20 protein-coding genes and 1 pseudogene are annotated in these 25,091 nt (G+C 47.3%); 14 read left to right on the top strand and 7 right to left on the bottom strand.

Annotation, left to right across the window (positions count from 1 at the left end):
- Positions 1 to 75: 75 nt before the first annotated feature.
- The 4 genes from H8S64_RS19825 (at position 76) to H8S64_RS19810 (ending at position 6,995) form a co-directional block, all read left to right on the top strand.
- Positions 76 to 2,403, top strand: a complete 2,328-nt coding sequence (locus H8S64_RS19825; protein WP_186978418.1) for a GH92 family glycosyl hydrolase — start codon at positions 76 to 78, stop codon at positions 2,401 to 2,403.
- 35 nt (positions 2,404 to 2,438) lie between these two features.
- Positions 2,439 to 3,179: a basic secretory protein-like protein gene (locus H8S64_RS19820; RefSeq protein WP_436231471.1), complete on the top strand. Its 741-nt coding sequence runs from the start codon at positions 2,439 to 2,441 to the stop codon at positions 3,177 to 3,179.
- 45 nt (positions 3,180 to 3,224) lie between these two features.
- Positions 3,225 to 5,504, top strand: coding sequence for a GH92 family glycosyl hydrolase (locus H8S64_RS19815; RefSeq protein WP_186978416.1), 2,280 nt, complete (start codon positions 3,225 to 3,227; stop codon positions 5,502 to 5,504).
- A gap of 297 nt (positions 5,505 to 5,801) precedes the next feature.
- Entirely contained in the window at positions 5,802 to 6,995 is a 1,194-nt protein-coding gene (locus H8S64_RS19810) for a DUF4272 domain-containing protein (RefSeq protein WP_186978415.1), read from the top strand.
- Between the two features lie 157 nt (positions 6,996 to 7,152).
- On the opposite strand, the gene H8S64_RS19805 is transcribed toward H8S64_RS19810, so the two are convergent.
- From H8S64_RS19805 to H8S64_RS19795, 3 genes are all read right to left on the bottom strand, one after another.
- Positions 7,153 to 7,920 carry a TIGR03915 family putative DNA repair protein gene (locus tag H8S64_RS19805; RefSeq protein ID WP_186978414.1) on the bottom strand — a complete coding sequence of 256 codons (768 nt, stop codon included), beginning with the start codon at positions 7,918 to 7,920 and terminating at the stop codon, positions 7,153 to 7,155.
- 122 nt (positions 7,921 to 8,042) lie between these two features.
- On the bottom strand, positions 8,043 to 9,308 hold the full coding sequence (locus H8S64_RS19800; protein ID WP_186978413.1) for a putative DNA modification/repair radical SAM protein: 1,266 nt from the start codon (positions 9,306 to 9,308) through the stop codon (positions 8,043 to 8,045).
- Between the two features lie 86 nt (positions 9,309 to 9,394).
- Positions 9,395 to 10,453 carry a class I fructose-bisphosphate aldolase gene (locus H8S64_RS19795; protein WP_186978412.1) on the bottom strand — a complete coding sequence of 353 codons (1,059 nt, stop codon included), beginning with the start codon at positions 10,451 to 10,453 and terminating at the stop codon, positions 9,395 to 9,397.
- Positions 10,454 to 10,564: 111 nt separating this feature from the next.
- On the opposite strand from H8S64_RS19795, the pseudogene H8S64_RS19790 reads away from it, so the two are divergent.
- The 4 genes and pseudogenes from H8S64_RS19790 to H8S64_RS19775 all read left to right on the top strand — a co-directional run.
- Positions 10,565 to 11,998, top strand: a pseudogene (locus tag H8S64_RS19790) (alpha-L-fucosidase); the annotation flags it as partial.
- A gap of 207 nt (positions 11,999 to 12,205) precedes the next feature.
- Positions 12,206 to 13,945, top strand: coding sequence for a thiamine pyrophosphate-dependent enzyme (locus H8S64_RS19785; RefSeq protein WP_099293825.1), 1,740 nt, complete (start codon positions 12,206 to 12,208; stop codon positions 13,943 to 13,945).
- 43 nt (positions 13,946 to 13,988) lie between these two features.
- Positions 13,989 to 14,885, top strand: coding sequence for a DUF2156 domain-containing protein (locus H8S64_RS19780; protein WP_186978410.1), 897 nt, complete (start codon positions 13,989 to 13,991; stop codon positions 14,883 to 14,885).
- Positions 14,886 to 14,892: 7 nt separating this feature from the next.
- The gene (locus tag H8S64_RS19775; protein WP_186978409.1) at positions 14,893 to 15,951 is read left to right on the top strand and encodes a GNAT family N-acetyltransferase; all 1,059 of its coding nucleotides are present in this window, start codon (positions 14,893 to 14,895) and stop codon (positions 15,949 to 15,951) included.
- Here H8S64_RS19775 and H8S64_RS19770 read toward each other — a convergent pair.
- A complete protein-coding gene (locus tag H8S64_RS19770) occupies positions 15,929 to 16,720 on the bottom strand; it encodes a hypothetical protein (protein WP_099293822.1) in 792 nt (263 codons plus the stop codon). The genes H8S64_RS19775 and H8S64_RS19770 overlap by 23 nt on opposite strands.
- Before the next feature lie 188 nt (positions 16,721 to 16,908).
- On the opposite strand from H8S64_RS19770, the gene feoB reads away from it, so the two are divergent.
- The 3 genes from feoB (at position 16,909) to H8S64_RS22640 (ending at position 19,830) form a co-directional block, all read left to right on the top strand.
- Positions 16,909 to 19,386 (top strand): ferrous iron transport protein B, encoded by a 2,478-nt coding sequence (gene feoB / locus H8S64_RS19765; RefSeq protein WP_186978502.1) that lies wholly within the window; start codon positions 16,909 to 16,911, stop codon positions 19,384 to 19,386.
- 31 nt (positions 19,387 to 19,417) lie between these two features.
- Positions 19,418 to 19,624, top strand: a complete 207-nt coding sequence (locus tag H8S64_RS19760) for a FeoB-associated Cys-rich membrane protein (protein ID WP_186978501.1) — start codon at positions 19,418 to 19,420, stop codon at positions 19,622 to 19,624.
- A 74-nt stretch (positions 19,625 to 19,698) separates the two neighbouring features.
- A complete protein-coding gene (locus H8S64_RS22640) occupies positions 19,699 to 19,830 on the top strand; it encodes a hypothetical protein (protein WP_255302085.1) in 132 nt (43 codons plus the stop codon).
- 35 nt (positions 19,831 to 19,865) lie between these two features.
- Here the strand turns inward: H8S64_RS22640 and rpmH are convergent, their stop codons facing one another.
- A complete protein-coding gene (gene rpmH, locus H8S64_RS19755) occupies positions 19,866 to 20,024 on the bottom strand; it encodes a 50S ribosomal protein L34 (RefSeq protein WP_099293820.1) in 159 nt (52 codons plus the stop codon).
- Between the two features lie 229 nt (positions 20,025 to 20,253).
- On the opposite strand from rpmH, the gene H8S64_RS19750 reads away from it, so the two are divergent.
- The 3 genes from H8S64_RS19750 to pdxT all read left to right on the top strand — a co-directional run bounded on the left by H8S64_RS19750 (position 20,254) and on the right by pdxT (position 22,834).
- Positions 20,254 to 21,123 carry a sigma-70 family RNA polymerase sigma factor gene (locus H8S64_RS19750; protein ID WP_099293819.1) on the top strand — a complete coding sequence of 290 codons (870 nt, stop codon included), beginning with the start codon at positions 20,254 to 20,256 and terminating at the stop codon, positions 21,121 to 21,123.
- A 267-nt stretch (positions 21,124 to 21,390) separates the two neighbouring features.
- Positions 21,391 to 22,260, top strand: a complete 870-nt coding sequence (gene pdxS / locus H8S64_RS19745) for a pyridoxal 5'-phosphate synthase lyase subunit PdxS (RefSeq protein ID WP_099293818.1) — start codon at positions 21,391 to 21,393, stop codon at positions 22,258 to 22,260.
- A 4-nt stretch (positions 22,261 to 22,264) separates the two neighbouring features.
- Positions 22,265 to 22,834, top strand: coding sequence for a pyridoxal 5'-phosphate synthase glutaminase subunit PdxT (pdxT, locus tag H8S64_RS19740; protein ID WP_099293816.1), 570 nt, complete (start codon positions 22,265 to 22,267; stop codon positions 22,832 to 22,834).
- Positions 22,835 to 22,923: 89 nt separating this feature from the next.
- Here the strand turns inward: pdxT and rfaE1 are convergent, their stop codons facing one another.
- Both rfaE1 and prfB read right to left on the bottom strand, forming a co-directional pair.
- The gene (gene rfaE1 / locus H8S64_RS19735) at positions 22,924 to 23,859 is read right to left on the bottom strand and encodes a D-glycero-beta-D-manno-heptose-7-phosphate kinase (RefSeq protein WP_186978408.1); all 936 of its coding nucleotides are present in this window, start codon (positions 23,857 to 23,859) and stop codon (positions 22,924 to 22,926) included.
- 101 nt (positions 23,860 to 23,960) lie between these two features.
- A protein-coding gene (gene prfB / locus H8S64_RS19730; RefSeq protein WP_186978407.1) for a peptide chain release factor 2 occupies positions 23,961 to 25,053 on the bottom strand; the annotation gives its coding sequence in 2 pieces (ribosomal slippage) (positions 23,961 to 24,989 and positions 24,991 to 25,053; 1,092 coding nt in all).
- Positions 25,054 to 25,091 lie beyond the last annotated feature (38 nt).

Raw genomic sequence — 25,091 nt, 5'->3', positions numbered from 1 at the left:
TTTCACCCTTTGAGGGTATTCGAGTGTCTTTTTAGAGTAGTCGGGTAACAGGAAATTTTAATTAATGCTGATAAGATGAAATTGAATGTACTTTTATTGTGTCTGGGAACGATGCTGGTAAATGAAGAAGAAAAGAAAAGTCCGGTGGATTACGTGAATCCTTTTATCGGGACGAAAAGCATGGGACATACTTTCCCGGGGGCTTGCGTTCCGTATGGTGCGGTACAGTTAAGTCCCGATACGGAGAACGTGCCGCATAATATTGATGGCGTTTACCGGAAAGATACTTATCGATATTGTGCCGGATACCAGTATGATGATCCGACGATTGTCGGGTTCAGTCACACGCATTTGAGCGGGACGGGACATTCGGATTTAGGTGATGTGCTTTTGATGCCGACAGTCGGGGAATTGAAATTAATTCCCGGTACGGCGGAACAGCCGGAAGAGGGGTATCGTTCCCGGTTTTCGCACGATCAGGAAAAAGCCTTACCCGGCTATTACGAGGTGATGTTGCAGGATTATGACGTGAAAGTGCAGCTGACAGCGACTGAACGGGTGGGGATTCACAAATATACTTACCCATCAGGAGTGGAAGAAGGTCATGTGATAGTGGATTTGTTGCACGGAATATATAATTATGACGGGAAGGTATTGTGGGCGAATCTCCGGGTGGAAAATGATACCTTATTAACAGGATACCGGATCACGAGGGGATGGGCTCGGACGAATTACACCTATTTCGCGATAACGTTCTCCAAACCGATACGGAATTACGGGCACGAGAATTTCGAGGAGGTGGACTATAAAGGTTTTTGGCGTCGGTTTGATGAGAAACACAATTTCCCGGAAATGGGCGGTAGGGGCATTGTGGCATATTTTGATTTCGACTTACACGATAGCTCGGAACTGGAGGTTAAGGTGGCTCTTTCGTGCGTGAGCACGGAAGGTGCGTTGAAAAACTTACAGGTGGAAGCGGCAGGTGTTGACTTTGAAACGTTGGCGGCACGTGCCGGAGAGAAATGGAACAAGGAGCTTTCGGTGATTGAGGCTCGAGGAAGTCATGACGAGTTGTGTATGTTATATACCTCGTTGTACCACACGATGATAAATCCGTCTGTTTACATGGACGCGGATGGACAGTACCGGGGTGTGGATCACATGATTCATCAGGCGGAAGGTTTTACCAATTATACCGTTTTTTCTTTGTGGGATACCTATCGGGCTTTGCACCCGTTGTTTAATGTGATCAACCGGGAGCGGAACCGGGATATGGTGATGTCCATGTTGGAGCATTACCGGCAGAGTGTACACAAGGCTTTGCCCGTGTGGTCGCATATGGGTAACGAGAACTGGTGTATGATCGCTTATCACGGGGTTGCCGTCGTGGCGGATGCCGTGGCGAAAGGTATCGAGCTGGATACGGCGTTGGTATTGGAGGCGATGAAGAACAGTTCGAATATTCCGTATTACCAACATACCCGTGAATACGTGGAAAAGGGGTACGTGCCCGTGGATAAAGACGGGAATGGTGCTTCCATCACGCTGGAGAACGCGTATGACGATTGGGCGATATATCGGACGGCGAAGGCGGCGGGGAACGAGAATATGGCTCACGAATACGAAAGCCGGGCGATGAATTACCGTAATCTGTTTGACGAACGTTTGGGATTTGCACGTCCCCGCTTATCCGACGGGAGCTGGAAAGAGCCGTTCGATCCGTTGGGTACGCATGGTGAAGGATTTATCGAGGGTAATTCGTGGAATTACTCGTTGCACGTGCCGCACGATGTAAACGGGTTGATTCGTTTGACGGGAGGGGAAAAGCGTTTTGCCGAACGGTTGGATAGCTTGTTCACGATGCATCTTCCGGAAAAATATTATGCCGATACGGAGGACATCACGGAAGAGGGGTTAATGGGGAATTACGTGCACGGGAATGAACCCAGCCATCACGTGTTGTATTTGTACGCTTGGACTTCTCAACCTTGGAAGACGCAGTTCCGGGTGCGGGAAGTGATGAACCGTATGTACAGGAATAAAATCGACGGGTTATGCGGTAACGACGATTGCGGTCAGATGTCTGCTTGGTATATCTTCTCGGCTTTAGGATTTTATCCTGTCTGTCCCGGGACGGATCAATACGTGTTGGGTGCACCTTACCTGCCCTACATGAAAATACGTTTGGAGAATGGCAACACGTTTGAGGTGCGTGCGCCGAAAGTGGATGACAAAAACCGATACGTGAAAGCTGTCCGGTTGAACGGGAAACCATATGATAAGGCTTATATAACCCAACGGGATATCATGGCGGGAGGGGTGTTGGAGTTTGAGATGAGTAATCGTCCCAACCGAAATAGGATTTACACGGAAGATAATAAACCTTATTCCTTGACACGATGAATATAAAGATAATCATATGTTGGTGTATCTTGGGAATGGCAAGTTCCTGCGGATGCAAAAAGAATAGCCCGAAAGCGGGAGAAGTTGTGGATTGGTCTGCCTATGACGTGGGACAAGTGGAGTTCCGGAATTTGTCGCCGGAAACGGAAGGGGCTGAATTATACGCCCGCATCGTTCCCCATCCCGAACAATTTATACAGGAATGCGCCCGACAAGTATTGAATACACTCTATTTTTCACCAGCGGATAGTATTCCGGGAGTGAGATGGATTACTTATATATTAAAGTCTTATGACGGAATATCGGCGAAAAGCGGTAATCCGCCCTCGATCACGATTACTTACAGCACGGATTGGGTGGAGAAAAGTTACAAGGGAAACATGGATGCGTTGGTGCGGGAAAATCGGGGAGTACTCTGGCATGAATTGACACACGGGTTTCAGTTGGAACCGCAAGGGATAGGAACTTACGGGACAAACAAGACTTTTTGGGCTTTCATCGAGGGGATGGCGGATGCCGTGCGTTACGTGAATGGCGGTTTCACTTTGGACGACCGCCCTAAGGGAGGACATTACATGGACGGGTATCGTACGACAGGTTTCTTTTTGGCTTGGTTGACGCAGACGAAAGATTCGGGTTTTTTGCGTAAATTTAACCGCAGTACTTTGCACGTCATTCCTTGGTCTTTTCAAGGTGCGATTCAATATGCTTTCGGGGAGGGATATGACATAGACCGGCTTTGGGAAGAATACATGATCGCGATGGGAGATAAGTAGAGGCGTACAAGAAACTGGGGAGGTGTAATATAATACGTTGTGTTTATGAGATATTATGTTTGTGTTTTAGTTTGTTTGTGGCTCGGCGTGGGTATTCCTGCGCGAGCTCAAACTGTTTTTGAGCCCGTGGAGTACGTGAATCCGCTTATGGGTACACAGTCCACGTTCGAGTTGTCGGCAGGGAACACTTACCCGGCGATTGCCCGTCCGTGGGGAATGAATTTCTGGATGCCCCAGACGGGGAAAATGGGCGACGGTTGGGCTTATGTCTACACGGCAAACAAGATACGGGGATTCAAACAGACGCATCAGCCGAGTCCATGGATTAATGATTACGGTCAATTCTCGCTGATGCCCGTGGTCGGGAAACCGGAGTTCGAGCAGGAGCGGCGTGCCAGTTGGTTCTCGCATAAGGGGGAAGTGGCGAAACCTTATTATTACAAGGTTTATCTTGCCGAGCACGATGTGGTGACGGAGTTCACGACGACAGAACGGGCGGCTCTTTTCCGCTTTACTTTTCCGGAGAACGAACATTCGTATATTGTTGTCGATGCTTTTGACCGAGGTTCATTTGTCTGTATCGAGGGAGATAACAAGATCGTGGGATACACTACTCGAAATAGTGGCGGTGTGCCGGAGAATTTCAAGAATTACTTCGTGATAGAATTTGATAAACCATTCGAGTATAAACACACGTTTGTCGACGGGAAATTGAGTGACGATTCAGTACAGCAATCCCATCACGTGGGAAGCGTGATTGGCTTCCGGACAAAAAAAGGGGAGAAGGTTCACGCCCGCGTGGCATCTTCATTTATAAGCCCGGAACAGGCTGAAATAAACTTGAAAGAGTTGGGAAACGACGATTTCGAAACCTTGGTCGGGCGGGGTAAAGCGGCATGGAATAAAGTGTTAGGAGCTATTCAGGTAGAAGGAGGTTCGTTGGACCAATACCGGGTGTTTTATTCTTGCCTCTACCGTTCGGTACTTTTTCCCCGTAAGTTTTATGAAATAGATGCGGAGGGCAACACGGTGCATTACAGTCCATATAATGGAGAGGTGTTGCCGGGATATTTGTACACGGATACGGGATTTTGGGATACATTCCGTTGTCTGTTTCCCTTGTTGAATCTGGTTTATCCTTCCCGGAACAAGGAAATACAGGAGGGATTAATTAATACTTACAAGGAAAGCGGCTTTTTCCCGGAATGGGCAAGCCCGGGACACCGGGGATGTATGGTCGGGAATAATTCGGCTTCTGTGCTCGTGGATGCTTATTTGAAAGGCGTGCGGGTGGCTGAGGTGAAAACACTGTACGAGGGGCTGATACACGGCACGGAACACGTGCACCCGAAAACCTCTTCCACGGGACGTTTTGGACACGAGTATTATAATACATTGGGATACGTGCCTTACGACGTGGGGATAAACGAGAGTGCCGCGCGTACATTGGAATATGTTTATGATGATTGGTGTATTTGTCAATTAGCAAAGAAGTTAGAGCGTCCGGCAGAGGAAGTGGAACGATTTGCCCGACGGGCGATGAATTATAAACATTTATTCGACCCCGCAACCAAGTTAATGCGGGGAAAGAATCAGGATGGCACTTTTATGACGCCCTTCTCTCCCCTGAAATGGGGTGACGCTTTCACGGAGGGGAATAGTTGGCATTACACGTGGTCGGTATTCCACGACCCTCAAGGGTTGATTGATTTAATGGGAGGAAAAGAGTCTTTCGTGCAGATGCTGGACTCTGTTTTTGCCGTGCCGCCCCTGTTTGACGAGAGTTATTACGGGGGAGTAATTCATGAAATCCGGGAAATGACCGTCATGAACATGGGGAATTACGCTCATGGGAATCAACCTATACAGCACATGATATACTTGTATAATTATGCCGGACAACCTTGGAAAGCGCAGTACTGGCTGCGGGAAGTGATGAACCGGATGTACACGCCCGGACCGGACGGTTATTGCGGGGACGAGGATAACGGGCAGACATCGGCATGGTACGTGTTCTCGGCGCTTGGTTTTTATCCCGTCTGTCCGGGTTCGGAGCAATACGTGCTGGGTACACCGCTTTTCCCGAAAGCTACGATTCATTTCGAGAACGGGAAAAAGATGGAGATTGTTGCCCCGGGGACAGACGATATGCGTCGCTATATCGACCGGATGAAATTGAATAAACGAGTTTACACGAAGAATTACGTCACACATAAAGACTTGCATGGTGGCGGACGGATAGAGTTCCGTATGAGTGAACGCCCGAATAAGTCGAGAGGAACCGGTGATACGGATTTCCCTTACTCTTTTTCTTTGGAAAAATAGGCAGGGCAAACGCGTCAAAACGCTTTTTGCCTTTTTAGTCAAAAGTTTATAAAGTCTATAAAGTTTATAAGGTTTATGACCCCTAACGGGCGCTTTGTCCACGGCAGCATAGCTGCCGGTAAACCTTGTCCGAAGGACGCCCGTTACTTTATGAACTTTATAAACTTTATGAGCTGAAAGCTCAACTTTATGAACTGGGCGGGGCAAAAAGCGTTTTGACGCGTTTGCCCCGGAAAATAGAGAATATTGCTTTCTCGAAAGGAGTTTCTATATTTGTATGAATTATAAAACGATTTTATGGAGAAAGCAAATTTGACTCTTTACACGGTAATCGGTGATTTCGACCGGGTGGCACAATCTATGGAAAAGCGGTTCCGTGAGGTAACTAAAATGTTCACGCCCGACAATAATCGCTGGATGTTTGTGTTGCAGGACGATTCGGTGATTCGTTGTTCAATGATGCAGACCAAGGACGAGGCGGAGCGGGTGGCAGAACACACGAACGGGATGGCGAATTTTTTTGCGCAGGCGGAAACCGAATTGACCGCTATCAAGGAAGAAGTACTTCGTCAGGTCAATTGTTTCAATTGTGTCGTGGGTATAGAGTTCGAGGTTGATGATAATCGGGAGCGGACGAATTATATCGTGAATACTATTTTTGATGTTGCGGCAGATATAAACGGTTTCGTGCTTTACCCAAGCATGAGCCTGTATGACAGTAAGGGTAAACTGCTTTTTTCGGCACGAGGCGAGAGTGAGTACGAGACTTTTCGTCCGGTGGCAAACTCCGATTTGTTGGAAGTCGGACGTTCGGCACCCACGGATGTGGATCAGTATCGTAGAGAGCGTTCTATTGTCCGTTTGGAAGAGGAAGGTGTACCTTATATAGAGCATTTGCCTTGCGAGGTATTGGACAGTGAAGCAGTTATTCGTACCCCGGAAGAAATAGCCCATAGGGCGACAGCGTTGTTTGCCGTGGCATTGTATTCGGAGGTAATGTTGTCCGAGAATCCCGATCGAGAGGAAGGATTGAGTTTCGTGCAGAAAATAGATGAAAGTTATCATATTATGGACGAACTGACTCCCTTGGAGAAAACTTATCTTGAAAATCCTTCACCGGAACAGCATGACTGTATTCAATTCTTGTGGCGGTACGAGTGTTGTGCCGTGCTATTGTGGGCACTAGGGAGCGCGGAGTTGTCCTATCCCTCGGAGATTTGTGATGTCCCGTTTATAGCCCGGTTTTTCTTTGATAACCAAGAGAAAGGGACTATTTTAGGGTTAGGCGAAACACGGGGTAAAGAGGAGATTCTGGATGAGGCTGACTTGACATTGCGTTATGATTGGGCATGCGTGGATGCCCGTATCAATGGGAAAGAAATGCCTGCTTCATTGGACGGTGGAATAGTGATGGAACGTCATTACGCGTTTAACTGGTTGATAGGAGCGAATGGGGGTGCGGATTGGGATGATATTCGACCGACAACTTGACAAACTTCCAGCATATTTTGTTGTCCTGTCGTTTTATAGACGTTTGGAAACGGTTCAAGAGCGGTTGAACAACGGTTCATGAACGACAGTACTTCTGGAAAAGGCTTGGAATGGTTCCCTTGCCATTAGCGTTTTGGGTGTTTAAGGTGTTGGATGTTTATTTTCTTTTTTCAGTCAAGTATTTCCAAAAGCGGACGGGGAGATTCTGACGGTGTAGTTTCGGATTGAGGCGCTCTTTGATAGCGATCGTTTTAAAGTAGGTTTGCCAAAGTTGCTGAAAGAGCTTTTCGTCTTGGTCCATGATGCTCTCGTCGAGGAACCCGGTGAGAAGATGTCCCTCTTTTTGTTCGAAATGTACTTCCGTGACCGTGGTTAGATCATAGTAGTAACCGTACTCTCGTTTTAGGTCATAGAGTAACCATTGCTGGTCGGCAAAACGGTCTTGCAAGTAAGGGATAACCAACGAGAGAACATTATACAAGGGTTTCAAGGCGGCGAAGTACGTGCCGTCCGCGGCTTTTTGGAAACGCAGGAACTGGATAACCCGGAGGCGTTCGTTTTTCACTTGCTTGAATACTTTGGACAGTTCCAATACATCCGGATCGCCGAAGTTAAGTTCAATGGAGCGCGGTGCGTCTATCGCCTTGCGTATATAGCGGAATAACAAAAGATCAATCCCCGGCAGTTCCGATAACCAGCACGTTGTGAGTTGAGAAAGGGCTGGGGCTGACAATTTCTTTTGCAGTCCTTTCCATACCCGTTCACTCCTTTCCGTGTCCGTCGTTACCGTGAAACTTTTGTCATAAAATAGCGGTAGCGTTTCACCTTCCCCGAGCAAGACATCCGGATACTTTTTGTAACTATACGCGTCAAAAACCGTGGTCAGCAACCCTTCAAATGTCTTATCGTAGATGAAAATAACCATGTGTCAATTTTAGATTTAGTGATTTTTGATTTAAGATTCCAGCCACACAAGCTAACGCTTCTTCCTTTTCTATCTGCCAAGTTTTTTTAATCGTAAACCATAAATCATAAATTAATAAGATTTCAATTGACAAAGTCGAATGGAATAATCAGTTGCCCGTCGTCGATTTTCCGGGTTGCCCTTTGGGTTAGGATACGTCTAACATTCTCCGGTTTTAATTCATTGACGGTTTTGGTTGGCAATTCGTGGCAGGTGATGAAATATTGTGCTTTTTTCAACACGACGCCTATCTGCTTGAGTTGAGCCATCCCTAAACGGGAATAACGGCGTGCCGTGACAATCATTTTAGCAGACTTCACGCCAAGCCCCGGGACCCGGAGCAGCATCTCGTAGTCTGCCCGGTTGACGTCCACGGGAAAGGCTTCGGGATGACGTAACGCCCATGCCAGTTTGGGATCAATCTCCAAGTCAAGATCGGGATAGGAATCATCCACGATTTCTTCCACCTTGAAATGGTAGAAACGAAGCAGCCAATCGGCTTGATACAATCGGTTTTCCCGAACAAGGGGCGGCTGTTTCAGAGCCGGTAACCGATGATCGTACGCGTTGACGGGCACGAATCCCGAATAATAAACCCGTTTCATGCTGGGGCGCTTGTACAGGGCGGAAGTAAGCCCGAGTATATCTTTATCCTTGTCGGGTGTGGCGCCGATGATCATTTGCGTGCTCTGTCCTGCCGGAACAAAACGGGGTGCATGTCGGTACTTCTTTCTGTCCTCTGCACTTTGCAACATCCCTTGCTGAATAAAGCGCATGGGAGTGAATACGCTCTGGAAGTCTTTTTCCGGGGCGAGAAGTTGCAGGCTCTGCTCGTTTGGAATCTCGATATTCACACTCATCCGGTCGGCGTATAACCCCGCCTCGTTCACCAGTTCCTGACTGGCACCGGGGATACTTTTCATGTGGATGTACCCGTTGAATTTGTACACTTGCCGGAGGTCTTTCACCACCCGAACCAATCGTTCCATGGTATAGTCCGGGTTACGAACGACTCCGGAACTGAGAAATAGTCCCTCGATATAATTCCGTCGATAAAACTCTATCGTCAAGTTGACCAACTCCGTCACGGAAAAAGTAGCCCGCGGCAAATCATTACTCCTGCGGTTTATACAGTAAGCACAATCGTATATGCAGTTATTCGTGAGCATGATTTTGAGCAACGAAATACAGCGTCCGTCTTCCGCGAAACTATGGCATATACCCCATCCCTCGGCACTTCCGATTTGTCCTTTTTTGTGAGAACGGGAAGTTCCGCTGGATGCACATGAAACATCGTACTTCGCTGATTCAGCGAGGATTTTGAGCTTGTTGAGTACACTTTCATCCATGTCGAACGGGGTTTAGTCTTCCTCACAAAGATAGAATAAAAAATACTTGTCCGGATGGATGAAAGGGATTTTATCTTTTAGTTTTTCTATGCCAAAGTAATCGTTTTGTCCAGATACACATCTTGAATGGCGTTCAATAATTCTACGCCCTCTTTCATCGGTTTCTGGAAAGCCTTTCTACCGCTGATAAGTCCCATGCCGCCGGCTCGCTTGTTAATGACGGCTGTTATCACGGCTTCTTTCAGATCGGATGCACCTTTGGATTCTCCGCCGGAATTGATTAAACCGACCCGTCCCATGTAGCTGTTCGCTACCTGATAACGGCACAAGTCTATCGGGTGGGAAGACGTGAGGCGGGAATATACGCATTCGTCCGTTTTCCCGAATTTTAAAGCGGTAAAGCCACCGTTGACCGTGGGGAGCTTCTGTTTCACGATGTCGGCTTGTATCGTGGCTCCTAAATGATTGGCTTGTCCGGTAAGGTCTGCCGCAGAGTGATAATCCGTGCCGTCTTTCTTGAAGTGTTCGTTTCGCAGGTAACACCAGAGGATGGTGGTCATGCCTAATTCATGGGCGTGAGCGAAGGCTTCCGAGATTTCCAGTATCTGACGCCTGCTTTCCGGGGAACCGAAGTATATCGTGGCACCCACGGCGGCGGCACCCATGTTCCAAGCTTCTTCTACCGTGCCGTACAAGGTTTGGTCATATTGGTTCGGGTAAGTCAGAAGTTCGTTGTGGTTGATTTTCACGATAAAAGGTATCTTGTGAGCGTATTTGCGGGCTACCGAGCCGAGTACGCCATATGTTGAAGCAACTGCGTTGCAGCCACCTTCAATGGCGAGTCTTATGATATTCTCGGGATCGAAGTAGAGCGGGTTCGGGGCAAATGATGCACCTGCCGAATGTTCGATGCCTTGATCCACGGGTAGAATGGACACGTATCCCGTGTTTGCCAGACGTCCGTGTCCCAGAATGGATTGCAGGCTGTTTAACGTGCGGGTATTTCTGTCGGAAGGTACCCATATATCGTCGATTGTGGTTGGCGACGGGGCGTGAATCAATGACTTGTCAATTGTCCTGCAAGAGTGATTTAGAAGAAATTCACTTTGATCTCCAAGGATTTCAGTTATTTTGTTTGTGTTCATACGGTAAAATTTTTACGTTACTCCCTATGAAACGTAAAAGTGGGAGAATATGTTGTCTGAATGAGAAAAAAAGTTTATTTTTACATTCATTAATTAACATTGATAATCATGGTGAAATCATTCTATATACTGGGGGTGTTATTATGCACGTGTATTTTACCGGCGGGGGCGCAGAAAGGGAAGTTTTACGAGAAACAGGTATGTTTCCCGGGGCAGGCAACCTTGGAAGAGAAAGTGGATATGGCGTCACGGCTGATTCCCTCGAAAAAGCAATTGGCGTGGCAACAATTAGAGATGACCGCTTTTATCCATTTCGGGATGAATACCTTCACGGGACAGGAGTGGGGGGACGGTAAAGAGTTCCCCGCGATGTTTAATCCCGTGGCTCTGGATGCGGACCAATGGGTGCGGGTATTGAAAGCGGGTGGCTTCAAACTGGTGATCATTACCGCGAAACATCATGACGGTTTTTGCTTGTGGCCCACGAAGACAACCCGACATTCGGTGGCTTCTTCCCCGTGGAAAAACGGAAAAGGGGACGTGGTCAAAGAGGTGAAGAAAGCCTGTGAGCGGAATGGGATGAAATTCGGCGTGTACGTTTCCCCGTGGGACCGGAATGCTTCCTGCTATGGCGATTCCGTGAGATACAACGAGTTTTTTATACAACAATTGACCGAGTTGTTGTCCGACTATGGCAAGGTGGACGAAGTATGGCTCGACGGGGCAAACGGCGAGGGACCGAACGGGAAGAAACAAGCATATAACTGGGAAGCGATCATGAAGACAATCAATAAATTGCAACCCAATGCTGTCACGGCAATTTGCGGTGACGATGTCCGTTGGGTAGGGAACGAAAGAGGTCGGGGGAGAGATACGGAGTGGAGTGCCTCGGCATTGGTGCCGGAGGTGTTCCCAAATGCCCGCGTGAGAAACGAGCGGTTGCATTTGGATTCCTATACCAGTGATCTGGGGAGCAGGCATGTACTTGCCCGTGCTACTGAGCTTTTTTGGTATCCGTCCGAGGTCGATGTGTCTATCCGTCCCGGTTGGTTCTATCATGATTATGAAGATAATAAAGTAAAGTCATTGAAGGAATTGGTGGACATTTATTTCCATTCCGTGGGATGTAATTCTTCTTTGTTATTGAATGTACCGCCGGATAAACGGGGTGTGATTCACGAGAATGACGCGGCTCGCCTGAAAGAGTTCGGTGAATATATAGAAAAGACATTCTCGAAAGATTATACCTCTCGTTGGGCTCGTCCGTGGACAGCAAAACCGGGTGAGCAGAAAGAATATGCCTTAAATAAAGGTGCCGTGGTCAACACTGTTATGTTGCAGGAAGATATCAGCAAAGGGCAGCGGGTAGAAGCCTTCACCGTGGAAGTCCGCGTAAACGGGGAATGGAAACCCGTCGCGGAGGGCACCACGATCGGGTACAAGCGTCTTTTGCGCTTCCCGGATACGGAAACAGACGGCATCCGTGTAATAATCCGTGAATGTCGCGGTGTGGCAAATATATCGCGGGTAGGGGCGTTCTTGGCGCCGAAAATAAATTAGTTTATAAGGTCGTTGACCCCGCGGGTGTTTTGTTCACGGTAGCAAAGCTGCTGATAAATTTTTCCGGGGAACTCCCGCGACCTTGTAGACCTTATGGTTTTCTACTTTATAAACTTTACAAACTTTATAACTTTACAAACTCATTTTACGTTTACCTGTAGAGATTAGAAAACAATATTAAAACTACAGGATATGGCGAAAAAAGTAGCAGAACAATTGGTCGAAATACTGGTAGAAGTCGGAGTGAAACGTATTTATGCCGTGACAGGCGATAGTTTGAATGAAATAAATGACGCCGTGCGGCGTAATGGTAAAATTCAATGGATACACGTGCGACACGAGGAAGTCGGGGCTTATGCGGCAGGAGCCGAGGCGCAGCTTCACGGGCAGTTGGCTTGTTGCGCCGGGAGTAGCGGACCGGGACACGTGCATCTGATCAACGGTCTGTATGACGCTCATCGTTCCGGGGCTCCGGTGCTGGCGTTGGCATCGACAATGGCGACCGAGGAATTCGGTTCCCGGTATTTTCAAGAAACCGATACGATAAAATTATTTGATGATTGCAGTTATTATAATCAAGTGGCAGCTACACCGGCTCAATTGCCCCGTATGTTGCAGGCGGCAATGCAAACGGCGTTATCCCGGCACGGTGTTGCCGTGGTCGGTATTCCGGGAGATGTGACGGCGAAAGATTCGGTAGATATTTTTTCATCTTTGCACCCTTTCCCGACTCAACCGTCTATCCGTCCTTCCGACAAGGAATTGGACGAGCTGGCAGCCTTGTTGAACAATAAAACGAAAATAACTCTATTTTGCGGGATGGGAGCGAAAGATGCTCATGCCGAGGTGGTGGAATTGTCATATCGGTTGAACGCTCCCGTGGCTTATTCTTTCAAAAGCAAAATGGAAATACAGTACGATAATCCGAACGAGGTTGGTATGACCGGGTTATTAGGTATGCCTTCCGGTTATGACAGTATGCACGAGGCGGAGGTTCTCGTGATGCTCGGTACGGATTTTCCCTATGCGCCTTTTATGCCGGAGAATAACACGATCGTTCAGATTGATATAAAACCGGAACGATTGGGACGACGGGCGAAGGTTGACATGGGACTTTGCGGCGACGTGAGAGCAACATTGCAGGCTTTGCTGCCTCGGATCAAGCAAAAAGAAGACGATGATTTCTTGAAAAAACAATTGAAAGGGTACGAACGGGTAAAGGAGAATTTGAATGCTTACGTGGAAGTACACGGCGAGAAAGATCGGATTCACCCGGAATACGTGATGTCTGTCGTGGACAAGTTAGCGTCGAAAGACGCGATCTTTGCCGTGGATACCGGGATGACTTGTGTTTGGGGAGCCCGCTATCTGCACGGGACGGGACAACGGAAAATGTTGGGTTCGTTTAACCACGGTTCCATGGCAAATGCCGTTCCCCAAGCTATCGGGGCTTCGCTGGCGTATCCTGACAGACAGGTATGGGCATTGTGCGGGGACGGCGGATTGTCTATGTTGCTAGGAGATCTTTCCACGATTGTACAATATAAATTGCCCGTGAAAATCGTCGTGTTCAATAACCGTTCGTTGGGAATGGTGAAATTGGAGATGGAAGTTGCCGGGTTACCCGATTGGCAGACGGACATGGAGAATCCCGATTTCGCCCTCGTGGCAAAAGCCATGGGCATGGAAGGATTCACGGTAAACGATCCCGAGGAAGTTCAATCGACACTGGAAAAAGCGATGAAAATAAACGGCCCGGTGCTGGTGAACGTGATGACCGACCCGAACGCTCTCGCCATGCCGCCCAAGGTAGAGTGGAGCCAGATGCTGGGATTTGCGCAATCCATGTACAAGTTGATGATCAACGGACGGACAAAGGAAATTTTGGATACGATCACGTCTAATTTCAGACACATGAAAGAAGTGCTATGAGATGAAAGATTGTATCTTTGTATTGTAATCAAGATAGAATTATATGATAGATTTTAAACCGATCAAAATTGAAGATAAAGAGTTAATAACGTCGTATTTTTTGGCCTGCGGGAACCGGGATTGCAACCTGTCATTCGTGAATTTGTACACGTGGCAGTTCCTGACTAACAGTTGCTATGCCGTGGTGGATAATTGCCTGATCGTGCGTTTCACGTTGGACGAGGAAAGTATCGTGTACACGATGCCCGTCGGGACGGGGGACGTGAAAGGAATCATCGGGATATTGAAAGATCAGGCAAAGGCTGAAGGGCATGTCTTGCGGATACATGGCGTGTTCCCGGAAATGGAAGAATGGTTCAACCGGGAGTTCCCCGGACGATTTGACTACCGTCTGGATCGGGATTATTTTGACTATATATATCTAAGGAAAGAATTGGCGGAATTGAAAGGTAAGAATTTCCAGCCCAAGCGGAATCATGTCAACAAGTTCAAGCGGACGTACAATTATCGTTACACTCCCTTGACGGCGGACATGATTCCGCATTGCCTCGAACTGGAGGAGAAATGGTGCGAGCAACACGGTTGTGATGAAGAGCAGAGCCTGATTAACGAGCGAAAAGCACTGAACTCCGCGTTACGCCATTTTGACGAGTTGGAACTGACGGGCGGTGCGCTTTGGGTGGATGACGAGATTGTCGGTTTTACCTATGGCGCTCCCGTGAATAGGGATACTTTTGCCGTGCATATCGAGAAAGCGGACAGCCGTATCGACGGGGCTTATAATATATTGAATCAAGAATTTGCCTTGCATATTCCGGAAAAATATATTTACTTGAACCGGGAAGAAGACTTGGGATTAGTCGGTTTACGAAAGGCGAAGTTATCTTATCGTCCCGTGATTTTGTTGGAAAAAGGGTATGCCCAATTAATCGAAAATTGAAAATGGCATGAAACAAGAGGTAATGGATTTGTGGCGATTGTGTTTTGACGATACGGAAGAGTTTATTCGTTTCTATTTCAGCAAGAAATACAAAGACGAAAACACTCTTGTATATCGTGATAGGCAAGGTGATGCTGTTGCGGCGCTGCAAATGCCGCTTTACCCGATGACCTTCGCCGGAACCTTGTTGCAGACGGGGTATATTTCGGGCGCTTGTACCCACCCTCTGGCCCGTGCGCGGGGAATCATGACAAAGTTATTGCAGGAGGCCTTTGCCGTGATGAGAATGCGGGATGTCCCCGTGAGTACTTTAATCCCGGCAAACGATTGGTTGTACGGCTATTACGAGAAGATGGGATATGCCACTATTTTTGATTTCTCACCCGAACATTACACGATTCTCGATCGTCCCGTGTTGGGGCATTACAGGGTGGAGGCGTTTCGTGACGAGGCTTTGTTGACAGACGAAGTGTTTCGTTATTTTGAAGATGTCATGCTCCGTCGTCCCTGTTGTATTCAACATGACCGGGAGGATTTTAACACGATTATGGAGGATTTGCGTATAAGCGAAGGTGCTTTGCTCGTGGCGTATAACCGTGAAGATCACCTTGTCGGCATGGCATTTGCCGAGCCGCGGGGGAATCATGTTTTGGTAAAAGATTGGCTGTATGACTCCGGGGAAGTAAAACAGGCGCTCTTGTGGGGGATAATGACACGTTTGGATACTGCCGAAATATTCTGTCGTTCGCTACCGACGGGGAAAAATGACGAACATCGGGGGATGGCGAGAATCTTGGACGTGGAACAGGTGTTGCGGTTGTATGCTGTCCGTTATCCCGATCTGCATCTCGTGTTGAAAGTGACGGATGAACAAATCCCGGAGAACACGGGAATATATATCGTCGGTGAGGGCGCTTGTACTCGGAAAGTCGCCGAAGAAACACCCGTCGAATTGACCGTGCAAGAGTTAACCCGATTGGTATTCGGTTATTACCCGGAACGTTTTCCCGGGTTAGCCTCTCGTTTCAAAGCCTGTCATCCTTTTATAAGTCTGATGCTGGACTGATTTTCCGATCCTGTTTCGGGTTTTTCGAGTTCACGATACCGTCGATCTCTTCGAGGGTAAGTTTCTTCACGTTTGTAATGATAATGTTTTCTTTCAGGAAATTACCATACGTGTTGCACTCGTTGATGATGGTTTCGAATATTTCTTTCAACCCGGCATCAATCGGCAACAAAAGGGTAAACATGATGTATTTATCGAAGTGCTCGGAACTCTCGATTTCTCCTTTAGCCTTGGTCACTACCAGTTCGGTTTCTTTCTTGGCAATATCCCATTGGAACGGTTGTATAACCACCCCCTCGTTGGCAATATAAACACAGAAATAACGTAATAGAGTCCCGTGGCCGCCCAGTCCCGTGGAAACAAACACGGTAGATTCATCCAGCAGGGAAGATTGAATCAACATACGCGATTGTTGCAACGCCACGGTCGCCCATTTTTTCAACGGGGTGTCTTCCTTCTGGAATGCCTCAATCTTCCGGTATATCGCTATATCATTTATCGTGGCCAGTACAGCCAGAATCTTTCTCTTCTTGTCTTCACTGACGGACTCGTTGTACAATTCATCCGTCAACTGGGGAGCTTCTTCTATCAGCATCTTGAATTTCGTCTTGTCCTTCATCAAAAATTCAAGAAGTGCCATAAAGTGATGTTGCACCTCCACGTCTATTTCTTCTTCCATGATATTGAGTTGTGAAGCGTTTTTTGCCAAAAACTCGTTCACGTTACCCCATTTCTTCTCGTCTCTGTTGTCTTTATCTTCTGCTTTCATATTACAAAAATAAGCTATTTATTGATTATACGAATTAAAAAAGAAAAGTTTTCTTTTTTTAGACTTGTAGGGTTAATAAAGTAAGGTCCATAAGGTCGTAAGGTCTATGGACTTTTTTTTCTGTGTTTATTTAGAAAAAATAAAAATAAAGTAATACCTTTGCTATGCGAAACCAGAAAGATGCAAATATGTTATTGTCAGAATTGAAGACCGGCGAGAGCGCCGTGATAACGAAAGTGAAAGGATACGGGGCTTTCCGTAAGCGTCTGAATGAAATGGGATTTATACGGGGTAAGGTAGTCAAAGCCGTGAAAAACGCTCCTTTGAATGATCCAATAGAATACTCGATCATGGGGTACGAGATATCCTTGCGGCGACAAGAAGCTGCGTTTATCGAGATTGTTTCACTGGAAGAAGCCAGCAATATCGTCGGGATTTCAGCATCCGCGAGAGATGCGGAGGAGGCCTTTGCCAAGCATTGGGAAGGGCGGGACAAGCATATTCATGTCGCCTTGGTCGGCAACCCGAACGCCGGGAAAACCACCCTGTTCAATTACATGAGCGGCTCGCAGGAGCATGTCGGGAATTACGGCGGGGTGACCGTGGACGCGAAGAAAGCGACTTTCCGTTTCAACGGGTACGAGTTTAACGTGGTCGACCTGCCGGGTACTTACTCCATTTCAGCCTACTCGAACGAAGAAAAATACGTGCGGGAATATATCACGAATCACGCTCCCGACGTGGTTATCAACGTGGTGGATGCGTCCAATCTGGAACGCAACCTGTACCTGTCTACCCAGTTGATAGACATGGACGTGAAAGGCGTGATTGCCTTAAATATGTTCGACGAACTGGAGCGTTCCGGAGCGACATTCGATTACCGGAAAATGGGTAAGATGATCGGGATGCCTATGGTGCCGACGATCGGCTCGAAAGGAAAAGGAGTCAAGCAACTCTTGGACGAGATTATCGAGGTGTACGAGGGAAGAAGCGAAACCGTACGGCATATTCATATCAATTACGGGCAGGAGATCGAGGACGGTATCGTTGCCATTCGTTCGGAATTGGCGGATGAGAAAGAATTGACCTGCAATATGTCGCCTCGTTTCATGGCACTGATGTTACTCGAGGGAGATAAGGAAATCACGCGTTTCGCGGAGAAGGATAAGCCGCGGGAAAAACTGATGAATACCGTTCAGGAGAATGTGTGTAAAATCGAATCCACGTTCGGGGAGAGCGTGGAAGCGGTGGTCACTGACACGAAGTACGGTTTCATCTCCGGGGCGCTGAAAGAAACTTACCGGGAAAGTCCCGTCAACCGGCGGCGTAAAACAGAATATATCGACGCTATCGTGACGCATAAATTATTCGGGTTCCCGATCTTCCTGTTATTCCTGTTCACGACCTTTTTTGCCACTTTCAGTCTGGGCAGTTATCCCATGGAGTGGATCGAAACGGGAGTTGCCGCCTTGAGTACATTCGTGGAAAACAATATGAGCGCGGGACCGTTGAAGGATTTGTTGGTAAGCGGGATTATCGGCGGTGTCGGTAGTGTGATCGTGTTTTTGCCGAACATCTTGATCCTGTTCCTGTTTATCTCGTTCATGGAAGACACGGGGTATATGGCGCGTGCGGCGTTTATCATGGATAAAATCATGCATAAACTCGGGCTTCACGGGAAGAGTTTTATCCCGATGATCATGGGATTCGGGTGTAACGTGCCGGCAATCATGTCCACGCGTATGCTGGAGAATCGCAGTGACCGGATATTGACGATACTGATCAATCCTTTCATGTCTTGTAGTGCCCGTCTTCCGGTATATATACTGTTAGTCGGGGCTTTCTTCAAGGAGTACGCGGCATTGGTGTTGTTCGGTATCTACTTGATAGGTATTTTAGCGGCAATCGTGATGGCGAAATTATTCAAACGGGTACTTTTCCACAAACAGGAAGTGCCTTTCGTGATGGAGTTGCCGCCTTACCGTATGCCTACATTACGTACTACGATTCGCCACATGTGGAGTAAAGGCGAGCAATACCTGAAAAAGATGGGAGGTATCATCATGCTTGCTTCCATCGTGATTTGGGCTCTCGGTTATTTCCCCGTGGACAAGGAATTGGCGGCGGAATACGACAAGCAGAAGGCGGAAGTCGCGGCAGCGTACGAGGTGGAAATAGCCTCGGGAACCGGTAACGCCGAGATGTTGAAGGCGGAGCAGGAAGCCAAGCTGGAAAGTTTGCACCGGGAAGAAGTGATCAAACGTCAGGAAAGTTCGTATATCAGTCGTATCGGTCGGGTGATGGAACCCATCTGGGCGCCTCTCGGTTTCGAGTGGAAAGCCGGGGTGAGCTTGTTGACGGGTGTTGCTGCCAAGGAAATCGTGGTGAGTACGATGGCAGTGCTCTATCAAGGTGAGGATATCGACGAGGACGATGAGGCGGCAAGTTCGGCACTGGTGACGCGGCTGAAAGAACATGGTTTTACGCCCGTTATCGCTATCGTGTTTATTGTTTTCGTGTTACTCTATTCTCCTTGTTTTGCGGCATTGATCGCGATAGGGAAAGAGATCGGGGCAAAATGGGCGTTCTTCGTCATGGGCTACACGACCGTGTTGGCATGGGTTGTTTGTTTCGTGTTGAAACAGGCATTGGACTTGTTGATATAAATGAATGAGTCAATCTAAAATTAAAGGAGTGATGCAGATTATACTTACATATATAATTGTTGCCGTGGCGCTATTCTTCGTGGGAAGGGGCATTTATCGGTTATTCCGTTCCGGTCGTAAGAACGGGGGATGCGGTGATTGCTGCGGTTGCGGCTCGCGGACAAACAGAAAAAAAACGTATGTATTCGGGAATAGCCCGATGAAATCGGCGATAGAGCGGGAAAAGGACGGGAAATAGCTACCTTGTTTCACGGATATTCTCCTTGTTTGAGCCATGGCTTGGTTACCCCTTGTCTATACCATGAACGTAGCATGAACGTAGCATCTTCGAAGCATGAACGCTCACGTGTGTATATGCTACGTCAGGCAAGTGAAGAGGATGTAATCATAGTGGAGGGGAAGGGTAAGGAATATATCTTGTTACCTTGGAGAGGAGATGGCTAAAATAAAAAAAAGCTGCTGATAAGCAGCTTTTTATATTATTGTTTGTGTCTGCGCTCGTCAGAAACACTCAATTTTTTTCTTCCTTTAGCTCTTCTTCTAGCTAATACTGCTCTACCGTTAGCTGTAGACATTCTTTCTCTGAAACCATGTTTGTTTCTTCTCTTTCTGTTGGATGGTTGAAATGTACGTTTCATTGTGATATTATCTTATGTTATTATTTTCTCACTTCGGACTGCAAAAGTAGGTATTTTTTTGATTGTGCCAAAGAAAATTGCAAAATTATCTTCGGTTAATTCGAAGTTTGTCACAACAAAGTTAGAATCTTGTCGTATACTTTTGCAGAAGGGACATGAAAAAATATACTCTGATATTTGTTTTATTGAAATAGATTATTAACTTTAAGCCAATTTACTAAAGAGACCTATGAGACAGTTAAAAATCAGCAAACAAATCACTGGCAGGGATTCCTTTTCAATCGAAAAGTACTTGCAGGAGATTGGGAAGATCGACGTGTTGTCGCCGGACGAGGAGGTTGCGCTAGCCAAGAAAATACGAGCCGGAGATCTAGCCGCACGAGAGCTTCTGGTGAAGAGTAATCTTCGTTTCGTGGTTTCCGTGGCCAAGCAATACCAGAACAACGGTATGAGTCTGGGTGATTTGATCAACGAAGGGAATCTGGGTTTGATCAAAGCGGCAGAGTGCTTTGATGAGACGAAAGGATTCAAATTCATTTCTTACGCCGTGTGGTGGATTCGCCAGTCTATTTTGCAGGCAATTGCCGAGAACTCGCGTTTGGTACGTTTACCCTTGAATAAAATCAGTAGTATAAACAAGGTGAACAAATTTTTCTTCCGTCTGGAACAGGAATTTCAGCGGGAGCCGACAGCCGAGGAGATTGCCCGGGAGATGGACGTTCCGGAAAAAGAAGTGAAAGACAGTATGCGGATTGCCAGTCGTCCCCTGTCAATGGATGCCCCGTTGACGAGTGACGAGGACGCGTCTAATTTATACGACGTGATGATCACCGGCGAGAACTCGATACCGGAGGCGGAGAGAGAGTTGAACGCTGATTCGTTGCGGACGGAGATAGATCGTTATTTATCCACTTTAGATGAGCGGGATGCCACGATCTTGCGTATGTATTACGGGCTGGGTGGTTATTTGCCAATGTCTTTGGAAGAGATTGGGGATCGGGTAGGACTTACCAGCGAAAGAGTACGTCAGATCAAATCAAAAGCCATCAAAAAGTTGAAAAACACGTATCGCACGAAGCGGTTGAAGACTTACTTGTAACCGGATATTTCAGGTTGTAAGTTATGAACCGAGTGTTGTTGTAAATTGTAACTAATTAGATTATAATTTGTAACAATCCTAAAGATGTATTTGTCCGAAAAAGTCCCTCAAAAAACTTTTCTTTTCATCTAAAATTGTATATTTGTTCCCCGTTTTGGAAAAGGTTTTAAAAACGGGAGAAAACGTTTGCGGAAGCATTCTTTTCTTTATCAAGAAACTTATTTTCAATTGTTTATTTATAGTTTTAACATTCTAAAGAAAAACCTTATGGGAAAATATGAATTGAACAAAAATTTGGCGCAGATGCTTAAAGGTGGGGTTATCATGGACGTAACCAATGTTGAACAGGCGAAGATTGCAGAGGCTGCCGGGGCATGTGCTGTTATGGCACTGGAAAGAGTGCCGTCGGATATTCGTAAAGATGGCGGTGTTGCCAGAATGTCAGATCCGCAAATGATTAAGGCGATTAAGAACGCCGTATCTATTCCTGTAATGGCTAAAGTGAGAATCGGTCACTTTGTTGAGGCTCAAATATTGGAAGCCATCGGCATTGATTATATCGACGAGAGCGAGGTATTGACTCCCGCGGATGATCTGTATCACGTGGACAAGACTAAATTCCAAGTACCGTTTGTTTGCGGTTGCCGCAACTTGGGCGAGGCTTTAAGACGCATCGGCGAAGGTGCTTCCATGATCCGTACCAAGGGAGAAGCCGGAACCGGAAACGTGGTTGAGGCTGTAAGACATATGCGTCAGTTGAACAATGATATTCATCAGGTACAATCTGCCCCGGTAGAAGCTTTGATGACGCTCGCTAAAGAAATGGGTGCTCCTTTCGACCTCGTGAAATACGTGCACGAGAACGGTAAATTGCCGGTTGTAAACTTTGCTGCCGGTGGAATCGCCACTCCCGCCGATGCCGCTTTGATGATGCAATTGGGCTGCGAGGGTGTATTCGTTGGCTCCGGTATCTTCAAGTCGGGAGATCCTGCCAAGAGAGCGAGAGCTATCGTGTTGGCAACTACTTATTACAACGATCCGGTTAAATTGGCCGAATTGTCAGAGAACTTGGGCGAGCCGATGTCCGGGTTGGAAATATCCAAATTGGAAAATAAATACGCCGAGAGAGGGTGGTAAAATAATGAAAAAGATAGGCATTTTAGGGTTTCAGGGGGCTGTCGTCGAGCATGAGCGTCAGATTCAAGCATTGGGACATGAACCCGTGATCGTGAAATACCCGGAACAATTGGACGTTATTGACGCTATCATTTTGCCGGGAGGGGAGAGTACCACCATGGGTAAGATTCTCAATCGCACGGGGTTAATGGCCCCCCTGCGGGAGAAGATTGTCGGGGGACTTCCCGTGTGGGGAACTTGTGCCGGAATGATCTTGTTGGCAAAAGATCTGGTGAACGATTCGGTGACTCACTTGGGAGTTATGGATATCTCCGTGCGCCGCAATGCTTACGGTAGCCAGATTGATAGTTTCTCCACGAAACAGGTAATCCCCGCCGTCGACTCGAAAGAGATCGAGCTGGTGTTTATCCGCGCACCTTATATAACAAAGGTGGAAGACGGGGTGAAAGTATTGTGTGAACTGGACGGTCACGTGGTTGCCGCTGAAGAAAGAAATATGCTGGTGACCTCTTTTCATCCGGAACTTACGGATGATGTGACTTTCTTGAAATACTTTGTTTCTAAAATCAAATAGTTCATAGAGTTTTTAAGGTTTATAAAGTTCGTAAGGTTTATTACTTTATGAACTTTATAAACCTTATGAACTTTATAACTCTTTTCTTTCTACATCGCTTTTCTCAACTCTTCTGCCGTCAGCGTGGCGGTTCCGATCTTCTGTACCACGATTCCTGCCGCGATATTGGCGATGCGGATAGATTCCTTGATATCTTTACCCGCGGTCAGTGCTAACGCTAAGGCTGCCACCACGGTATCTCCGGCTCCGCTCACGTCGAACACTTCTTGCGAGTGTGTCGGGATATGCACTGTTTCTTGTCCGGAGATCAGGCTCATGCCTTTCTCGCTTCGAGTCACGAGCAAGGCTTTCAACCCGTACTTCCGGATGATTTCCTTTGCCGAAGCCTCGATTCCGGTGTCCTCGTTACTGATAGGATGCCCGATGATGTCCCCGAGTTCCTTCACGTTTGGCGTGATCAAATCCGCCCCGGCGTATTTTGCCCAGTTTTGTCCCTTGGGGTCCACGATGACGCGCGTCCCGTGCTGTTTGGCGATCGAGATCAGAAAAGTGCAAATTTCATCGGAAATCATGCCCTTCCCGTAATCGGAGATCACGAGAGTTGGGTTTTCACGGATGAGTTCTTCTAGATGAACTTTAAAATCTTCTTTTGTTTTCTCGGGTACTTCCAGTCGTTGCTCGTAGTCAAGGCGCACGATTTGTTGGCGTCCGCCGATAACGCGGGCTTTCGTGATCGTGGGTTGCTCTGTTTTGATGAACTCCGTGCGGATTCCCTTGCGGTGCGCCATTCGCTCGATCTCCTTCCCGAAAAAGTCGTATCCCACGGCTCCGCACAAGGTGGCTTGCCCGCCCAGACTGCTGATGTTGTTTGCCACGTTCGAGGCTCCGCCCAATCGGGATTCTTCCGTCACGATATTCACGATCGGCACGGGAGCCTCCGGCGAAATGCGTTCCACTTTCCCGAAATAATATTTGTCGAGCATCACGTCCCCGACGATTAATATTTTGCAATTACTGAAATCCATAATGAAAATTTAGAATTTATAGATTCTGTGATTTCGTGATTCTCGATTCTGTGATTTTTAATCACTAAATCATTGAATCGCTAAATCACAGAATCAGTATGTTATTCTTCCCCGCCGCCGAACATCATCAAGTAAGCCTTGATAAAATCGTTGATTTCACCGTCCATCACGGCTTGTACGTTTGATGTCTGGTAGTTGGTGCGGTGGTCTTTCACCCGTCGGTCGTCGAACACGTAGCTGCGGATTTGTGACCCCCATTCGATTTTCTTTTTTGTTCCCTCGATCTTGTCCATTTCTTCCTGACGTTTCCGAAGTTCCAGTTCGTACAACTGGGCTTTCAGCAATCGCATGGCGTTCTCCCGGTTCTGCAATTGCGAACGGGATTCCGTGTTCTCGATCATGATGCCTGTCGGGGCATGGCGCAGGCGTACTCCGGTTTCCACTTTGTTCACGTTCTGTCCCCCGGCACCTCCGCTTCGGAATGTGTCCCAACTGATGTCGGCAGGGTTGATCGTGACCTCGATGGTGTCGTCCACGGCGGGATAGACAAATACCGAGGCGAAGGAGGTCATGCGCTTGTTCGATGCGTTGTAGGGGGACAGACGCACGAGACGATGCACGCCGTTTTCCGACTTCAGGTAGCCGTAAGCGTAATCGCCCTCGAATTCGAGCGTGGCGGATTTAATACCCGCTTCTTCACCTTCTTGGTAATCCACGTGTTTTACCTTGTAACCGTTCAGTTCACCCCAACGGATATACATCCGGTAGAGCATGCTTGCCCAGTCCATACTCTCCGTACCCCCGGCTCCGGAATTGATTTTCATGATAGCACCGAAATGGTCTTCCTCTTTACGCAGCATGTTGCGCATCTCGATATCCTCCACTATCCGTACGGTTTCCTCGTATTGGGCGTCTACTTCTTCTTCGGTGGCTTCTCCTTCCTTGGCGAAATCGAAAAGTACCTGTAAATCGCCCACGGCAGAAGTTACTTGTTCGTATCCTTCTATCCATGATTTTAATTCGCGTACCTTTCTCATCAAGACTTCCGCCTCTTTCGGGTTATCCCACAAGGAGGGATTTTGCGTTCTTAATTCTTCTTCAGCGAGTTGTACCTTTTTACCATCTATGTCAAAGATACCTCCTCAATGCTTCACCTCTCTCTGCCAGCTCTTTAATATGGTCGATCGTGATCATTGTATTTTTAGTTTATAAAGTTAATAAAGTTCGTAAGC

The sequence above is a fragment of the Butyricimonas hominis genome, assembly GCF_014287455.1.
GTDB classification, from domain to species: domain Bacteria; phylum Bacteroidota; class Bacteroidia; order Bacteroidales; family Marinifilaceae; genus Butyricimonas; species Butyricimonas muris.
The sequence above is the reverse complement of the archived record's forward strand: the minus strand, read 5'-3'. Positions and strand labels throughout refer to the sequence as shown.